The sequence below is a fragment of the Parablautia muri genome (assembly GCF_009917485.1).
In the GTDB taxonomy this organism is placed as follows: domain Bacteria; phylum Bacillota; class Clostridia; order Lachnospirales; family Lachnospiraceae; genus Suilimivivens; species Suilimivivens muri.
In genome coordinates, this window is sequence record NZ_QZDT01000099.1 from 1 (window position 1) to 5,916 (window position 5,916).

Here is a 5,916-nt window from a genome sequence, read left to right on the forward strand (position 1 = left end):
TTCAATATTCTATTTTGATTTTTGAAAGGAACGAAAGTTATTATGAAGAAATTGTTTTTAAATAATGCAGTTATAAGAGATACAAATTTAAGTGACTATGAGGTAGCTGTTTATGTAGCGTTGAGAAGTTTATATGATTCTCAAAAAGAACTACAGTATGTTGCTTATAATTCAGTTGTCTTTGAATTGTATAAGAATTTGCAGATTTCAAGAAGATATTTGAATCATATCAAATCTTCTTTAGATTCACTTGTAAAAAAGAATCTGATTAAAAAGGTAGATGAATATTCCGCTACTGAATTTATCATAGATATGAGTGGTCTGCATTTTGAGCAGAATACAAATAAAGGTGTATTCTATACAGTTATCACCCTTGAAGAAGTACAAAGGATAATGAATATTGATACAAAGAAAGATAACTTTGCCATACTACGATATTTTATTGTCCTGATTAGTTCCATCTGCCATGATAAAGGTACATATGACCATTCTGATTGTTATGGTGCCCATACCGATTTTGTTGGATTTATGACACTGGATACATTGGCTGATTGGTGTGGAACAACAAAAGCGCGTATCATTGAGTATAATTCTATCCTTGAAGCGGAGAAGATTATTTATACTTATCGTCATAACCAGAACAAAAAAGATAAAGAAACAGGACAGATCATGAGTTTTTCTAACCATTATGGAAGGTATGAGGATAGACAATGGATTATCCAGTTTGCAAATGAATATGTGGCTACATTTAACTTGAAGGAGACAGAAACACTTGTAAAGGCAGAAAAGTCCAGAGAAAATAAAAGATATGCTGCTGTTTTCAATTTACTGGTTAAGGATTTTGATAAGTACATAGGTAATTTTTCAAATGAAGAATTGATTGGAACATATCAATACATTCATAGTAAGAATCTTTGCAATGAGAAAAAGTTGAGACAAGCAGAAGAAGGCACTGCTGCTTATGATGATATTATTGGCAAGATTAAGAATGAAGATCTGTTTGATGATATTCCATGTGTGGTAGATTATGTCAATAGGAAAGCTGAACAAAAAAGAGAGATGGAAAAACGTAAGAATAATCTTGTTAATGCTATATCGGATGATAATTGGGGAGAGCCTGTTTCAATGGAGAATGATTATTCCATAGAAGAAATACTGGATATGCCTACAGAGGGCGAGGTTCAAATAAACCTGACAAATACGAATTGTGTGGGACAGGATGAACTATGCAAAAATAAATCTCATGATAATAGTAATTATGGGATATTTTGCGTTACTGGAAACGATTCAGAGTGTATTGATATAGGTGATTTGTTTTAACTGTAAAATAAAAAATAGGTTGAATATATCCTATAAATTACATATACTATATTTATAATACAATGTAGGGAGATGTTTTTATGAAGATTGATACAAATACAATGGTTTCCATTACAGAAGCAAATCAGAATTTTTCTAAAGTAGCAAGATTGGTTGATGAACATGGTACGGCTGTAATTCTGAAAAATAATGTGCCAAGATATCTTGTTATAGATTTTAGCAAAGCTGAAAATGATTCAGTGGCGTCAGATGAAGATATAATGAGCATATCAAAGCGGTTGATCACACAGAATAGAGAAGCGTATGAGGTATTAGCAAAATGATTCGGCTGACAAAGAAACAGGTCTTGATGCTCCATACCCAATTAATCAAAGAAACAGGGGGAAGTGATGGAATCCGGAATAATGGATTATTGGATTCTGCACTTGAAAGTCCGTTTCAGTCATTCGGTGGTGATGAATTATATCCAAGTATCCAGGCAAAAGCGGCAAGATTATGTTATGGATTGGTAAAGAATCATGCAATGATAGATGGGAATAAAAGAATTGGTGTTCATGTTATGCTGGTTTTTCTTGCAGTCAATGGGTATGAATTGGAATATACACAGAAAGAATTGTCAGATGTAATATTGGATGTTGCAAATGGCAAAAAGGGATATGAGGATATTCTGGCATGGATTCTGAAACATCAATTATAAATGAGATGATAGCTTTTTACAGGGCATTGCAAAGGGCAATATCCAACATGTACCGAAAAGTATGGCTTCGACAGAATAGACGAGGCAGATTATTAAGGTATACAGTATTTCACCGTAGTTACGTGAGATGATGGTTCCCCGCGGGAAACTGGTGTGTACTTGTAGGTACGGTTGTTATCAGGTTTTGAACCATCTTGCTCTAAAAGCAATGTGGTAGATTTAATCTATTCGCCCATAAGTGGTCGAAAGAGGAGAAGGGAATATTCCCGTGTCCTAAAATTCTGAACATCCGAAAGTGCATAATATGCATATCTGATAAGCAAACGGTTTAAAGTGTTTGGTAAAATAATTCCGTTCTTCATTAATGACGAACGAAACAATTGTACCATTTGAGTTTTCAACGGTTAGCCCAAATGGGCTTTTCCCCAAACGGGGGAATCTATTTTGGAGACAAGCAAACACTTTAAAAGGTTTGAATCATATTCCCAACAATCTGGGAAAAGTCAGTGTTTCCCAATTTGGAAAAGTCATATCACGATTTCGCAGAATTGAGATGCCGCCAGTTTTGGCGTAAACATAAAATTGGATATTGATTTATAGAGACAGTATGAATCAGTCGTATTGTCTCTTTTATTATGAATAGGAATCGGAGCATACAATCGGGATGCTTAATTATTAGCTGAACACAAAATTGTGTTGGCTATCTAAAGACATATCGAAAGGAATTATTATAAGTAACAATGAGCAATACAAGAGTATCAGAAATTGAAACAACAAAAATATGTAAGAAATGTGGCAGGATATTGCCAATAGAAAAATTCAGATTAGTAAAGGGGCAGTTTTATAATCCATATTATTTAAGTCAATGTAAAGAGTGTGAATATAAATATCAGCGTAAATATTTGGAGGAAAAGAATAAGATTGAATTTACGGATAATCTGGAAATACTGATCCATAGGCACTACAAAGATATTAAGCCTGAAAGAATACTGGATATTTCACATTTTAAGTTTATTCCATTGGGAACTGATGAAACCTTTGTAAAACTGATGGACTATAAGAAGACATGGCTATCAAATTATGGAAGGGTAATCAGGTTTTCAGATGGCAAATATAACCTGTTACAAGGAAGCTATGATAAATATGGAGCTTTATTCTATTCGTTAAGGGAGAATGTATTTTATGATGGAAAATGGATATATAAAAGCGTACATTTATATGCGGCTAAGGCAGTAGCAGAAGAATTTATTGTGAATCCAGATATAGCAAATAATGTTTACATATGGCACAGCGGTTTTGATAAGCAGGATTATTACTACAGAAACCTATATCCATTAAACCAGGAACAATATAGAATTGTAAAAAATCATTTTAATAAAACAGGCGATGATTCAGAAGAATTTATCTTAAAGGTAATGAATGATATAAGATACAAGCCTGATGACTGGAGCAGAAGCGCAATGGAGCCTGTTATGTGCGGTATCGGTTATCGTGGGAGTGAAAATGTAGATTGTACATCAGAATCCTATTTGAAATGGCATGATATGATTAACCGTTGTTATAATGCAAAATTCCACGAGAAACAGCCACAATATAAAGGATGTACAGCTTGTGAGGAATGGCTGAATTACAATAATTTCAAGGTATGGTATGAACAGAATAAGATAGCTGGTATGATATTGGATTTGGATAAGGATATTCTTTTCAAAGGGAATAAAGTGTATAGTCCGGAAACATGTTGTTTTGTGCCTCATGCAGTCAATACGTTATTTCTGAATGGTAAGAAAAACAGGGGTGATCTTCCTTTAGGCGTTCATTTTGATAAGAGTAAGGGGAAATACCGCGCTGAAATGTCATTTATGGGAAGGCAGATTAAATTAGGGACATTTGATACGGCTGAATCTGCTTTTGCTAGGTATAAGGAATATAAAGAAGATTTTATTAAGGATATAGCGGAACAGTATAGGAATGTTATACCGGATAAAGTATATGAAGCAATGATGAATTGGAAGATTGAAATTGATGATTAAATTATAGGAGGACATTTAACAATGACAGATTTTGAAAGAAGAATTAAAACCAGAATGATTGAAGATGAATATGCGGAGAAGTTCCACTGTTTAGATACGGAGGAATCCATAGCGCATATCAACCGTGATAATCAGGAATTATGCAGAATCAATGAAAAAGAGTACAGCTTGAAGCAGAGATGGAAGTAGAAAAGAACTTATTGAGATATTAAGATTGGAGGATTTTTTACAATGAACAAAACGAATACAACAGAATCATCATTAAACATGATTAAATCAGTATGTGCGGAGCGTGACCATAAGGAACGTGACAGGTTAAGGGCAAACAGGATTGAAATGGATAAAAGAGAAGAAGCCGAGAGGGAAAGAGTGCAACATAGTAGCAACCTTCTCAATTCCTATATTGAAAAAGCAATGGCGAGAGAAAATCAGCAGAAAGAGAAACATAATCAGATTTTACAGAATATCCATGAAGATGGTGTACAGAGAAAGTCAGAAGAAGCATACAGAACAAAAGAGATGGTAAGTGCAGTAAACAAAGGCTTCAGGAATGCAGAGAAAAATGAAGAAGATAGTAAATCATGGGATGTTTTTCTGGATCGGAATAGAAGATTGATGGATAAGGGGATTGAATCGGTAAAGAGGGAACGGAGTAAGACTTATTTCAGTTGGTGGGTTAGTAGAGTAGGATGATTTATTATAAGGCATATCGGATGTGAAAGTCTGGTATGCCTTATTTTTTTACGATTTTGATATGAATTATAGGTGATGTATGGTGGAGTGGATAGGCTGTTTACATATTTTGTCATTTTTTATAAGATGAAGTCAGAAAATATGTGTTAAAATAAAAAGTATATTTAGGACACATCAGATATGCAAAGAATGTATAAGGTGGGATTTTAATGAGTATTGCAGTTAATATTATATCAGCGGTAATAAAGTCAGTAGTAGGGGATAAGGTTGGGAGTGGATTGATCAAGGAGTTAACAGGTATTTCAATAGATGGAATATCCGAAAAAGGTGTAAGCGAGATTAATAACTTTATTAACAATGGAAAATTTCGAATTGAGCGGGTTCTTTCCGAAGAAAAAAATGATTATGTAGTAAGTGAGATAAAGGATCTGCTTTCTAAGGTAGATATTACAGATGAAGTACTTAGACAATGTAAATATAATAACATGATATTGGAAGATTTTATGTGGAGGAAGTATGCTACATATAAAAATATGTCTACTCATATAGAATACGAGGGTGAAATTAAAGTAGGCCTATTTAAGGTCGCAGAAGTATTAACTAAGGTTATGCTTGAAAGTGAAGATTTCAGTAATAAGATGTTGATACAGATAAGTAATGCTGTTGATGATGCTAATGCTGAAGTGCAAAAGGTATCTGATAATTTGAAGAAGAATTTTAGTAAGATAGATGATAATAGCCAATTAGTGCTGAGTATATTATTGATGATTTTGGAACAGATTCAGAAAATGAATATGCAAGCTAATGAAACAGAAAGTAGGGGTAATGAGGCGAAAAAGTTTCAAAATGATAAGAAAAAAGAATATATTGAAAATTGGAATAGTAGATTGTTTCTTCATATTGACAATGATGAAAATCCTATAACTTTAGCAGATGCTTTTATTATACCTGATTATGAGATACATAAATCTATAAAAAGGATAGGATTTTCTATTAATGATTCTTTAGATCAGATAATAAAAAAATTTATAAATTATAAAAAGACGACTACAATGCTTATAGCAGGTGTACCAGGAATAGGAAAGTCAAGCATAACATCATGGATCCTGGATTCTCGGAGTTAACATGACGAGGTTGGTACCTTCACTCCGAGAGCCTCATATATTTTTGCCTGCT

The 5,916-nt window shown here is 33.5% G+C and carries 7 protein-coding genes; all 7 read left to right on the forward strand.

Annotated elements, in window-relative coordinates; translation table 11 throughout:
- Window positions 1-42 precede the first annotated feature (42 nt).
- The 7 genes from D5281_RS23740 to D5281_RS23770 all read left to right on the forward strand — a co-directional run bounded on the left by D5281_RS23740 (window position 43) and on the right by D5281_RS23770 (window position 5,864).
- Complete coding sequence (locus D5281_RS23740) at window positions 43-1,320, forward strand: hypothetical protein (protein WP_160562367.1); 1,278 nt, start codon at window positions 43-45, stop codon at window positions 1,318-1,320.
- An 80-nt stretch (window positions 1,321-1,400) separates the two neighbouring features.
- Window positions 1,401-1,643 carry a type II toxin-antitoxin system Phd/YefM family antitoxin gene (locus D5281_RS23745; RefSeq protein WP_160562368.1) on the forward strand — a complete coding sequence of 81 codons (243 nt, stop codon included), beginning with the start codon at window positions 1,401-1,403 and terminating at the stop codon, window positions 1,641-1,643.
- Window positions 1,640-2,017 (forward strand): type II toxin-antitoxin system death-on-curing family toxin, encoded by a 378-nt coding sequence (locus tag D5281_RS23750; RefSeq protein WP_160562369.1) that lies wholly within the window; start codon window positions 1,640-1,642, stop codon window positions 2,015-2,017. The genes D5281_RS23745 and D5281_RS23750 overlap by 4 nt, the downstream gene beginning before the upstream one ends.
- A 740-nt stretch (window positions 2,018-2,757) precedes the next feature.
- Window positions 2,758-4,047: an AP2/ERF family transcription factor gene (locus tag D5281_RS23755; protein WP_160562370.1), complete on the forward strand. Its 1,290-nt coding sequence runs from the start codon at window positions 2,758-2,760 to the stop codon at window positions 4,045-4,047.
- A 21-nt stretch (window positions 4,048-4,068) separates the two neighbouring features.
- Window positions 4,069-4,236 carry a hypothetical protein gene (locus D5281_RS23760; RefSeq protein WP_160562371.1) on the forward strand — a complete coding sequence of 56 codons (168 nt, stop codon included), beginning with the start codon at window positions 4,069-4,071 and terminating at the stop codon, window positions 4,234-4,236.
- Window positions 4,237-4,278: 42 nt separating this feature from the next.
- On the forward strand, window positions 4,279-4,740 hold the full coding sequence (locus tag D5281_RS23765; protein ID WP_160562372.1) for a hypothetical protein: 462 nt from the start codon (window positions 4,279-4,281) through the stop codon (window positions 4,738-4,740).
- 209 nt (window positions 4,741-4,949) lie between these two features.
- Window positions 4,950-5,864 (forward strand): hypothetical protein, encoded by a 915-nt coding sequence (locus tag D5281_RS23770; protein WP_160562373.1) that lies wholly within the window; start codon window positions 4,950-4,952, stop codon window positions 5,862-5,864.
- Window positions 5,865-5,916: the final 52 nt, after the last annotated feature.

Excerpts from the sequence above, each read along its gene's own strand:
- D5281_RS23740 (WP_160562367.1), top strand. The coding sequence starts at position 43 with ATGAAGAAATTGTTTTTAAATAATGCAGTTATAAGAGATACAAATTTA.
- D5281_RS23755 (WP_160562370.1), top strand. The coding sequence starts at position 2,758 with ATGAGCAATACAAGAGTATCAGAAATTGAAACAACAAAAATATGTAAG.
- D5281_RS23765 (WP_160562372.1), top strand. The coding sequence starts at position 4,279 with ATGAACAAAACGAATACAACAGAATCATCATTAAACATGATTAAATCA.
- D5281_RS23770 (WP_160562373.1), top strand. The coding sequence starts at position 4,950 with ATGAGTATTGCAGTTAATATTATATCAGCGGTAATAAAGTCAGTAGTA.
- D5281_RS23750 (WP_160562369.1), top strand. The coding sequence starts at position 1,640 with ATGATTCGGCTGACAAAGAAACAGGTCTTGATGCTCCATACCCAATTA.
- D5281_RS23760 (WP_160562371.1), top strand. The coding sequence starts at position 4,069 with ATGACAGATTTTGAAAGAAGAATTAAAACCAGAATGATTGAAGATGAA.
- D5281_RS23745 (WP_160562368.1), top strand. The coding sequence starts at position 1,401 with ATGAAGATTGATACAAATACAATGGTTTCCATTACAGAAGCAAATCAG.